At 33.3% G+C, this 1,169-nt stretch carries 1 protein-coding gene; it reads left to right on the forward strand.

The window, feature by feature from the left end; genetic code table 11:
• The coding region (locus ACS8FD_RS15770; RefSeq protein WP_439276543.1) for a hypothetical protein at positions 1-879 on the forward strand (879 nt) is incomplete at its 5' end.
• Positions 880-1,169: the final 290 nt, after the last annotated feature.

A 1,169-nucleotide genomic window follows, 5' to 3' on the forward strand; every position in this document is an offset into this window, starting at 1 on the left:
CTTAGGCTACTGAACAATGACATCAATAAAACCTCTTTATTTCTAATGCTCACTGGACTACAAGAATCTCTAGATAATAATTGGAAAAAGTATCCTCTAAACGAACATTACAAATTTTCTGATGTAATTGATTCAATGGGTTTTACTACAGGCAATTCAATAAAAAACGAGTCCATAGCTAATCTTCTACAAGAAAATGGTGTTATTTATATTAAATCTGATCTACTAAGACTTACTTTGGGTAACGAGTATTTTGTTAGAGTTCTTTTAGATAATGGATTTAGAAAATATAATGTTATGAAAGATGGCTTAGGTATTTCTGCGCAATATAATTTTATAAGTACAATATATTATAAAGGTTCTTTGGAAAGCGAATATTTGACTGAAGAGCCAATTATTAGTAATGATAGCACACTAAGTTCACCTATATTTATTAGTGATAATTATCTGTTAGGCATTAATTATTTACTAGACTCACGGAACTTTAGTATTAAAGATTATATGAACTCAGACTTATATCCTCTTGAGTTTGTTCATAAATTCGACATGGTAAATTTATCGTTTTTAAATAAAGAAACCTTTCTAGCCTTGGAAGATTTAAACTCCAACTCAAAACTTGAAAAATTGTTCATATTTCCTTTTATATACTTCGAAAATGGTGTAATTGAGATTCCAAACGATACTATCTGTAATATATATGAAAGTGGCGATATTTCTACGAATCAAAAAATTGCACATATATATAATGCAATAAAGAAAGAAATTATTAATATAGCAAAAAATAAATACCCTCTTTGGTATAAAGAGTATCAGCGCGGATTAAGTGTAACACCTATTGATTTAGGTAATTTAGACCAACTTCATGAACCAGCAGATTAACTATGTAGAAGACTTATAATACTTACTCGGAGGCACTGTTTAGCCCCGACTGTAGCGGTATCCTACTGGTTTGGGCAAGTTGCGACGGCTAGGTTTTGGGGTGGCGACGCGAAGCAAGCGACGACCCAAACCGTAGCCAGCGCCGCGCCCAGACTGGTAGATAGTAGCGAAACAGAAAATTCCCTTTAAGGAATTTTCACTTGCGAAGCTAAAATTGCAATGCAATTTTTTAACGCTTCTCAGGGATTAGCTCCCACACGAAACCAAACCCCAAACACAAAAAAAGTGAG

Source organism: Psychrobacter sp. 1U2, assembly GCF_051847575.1.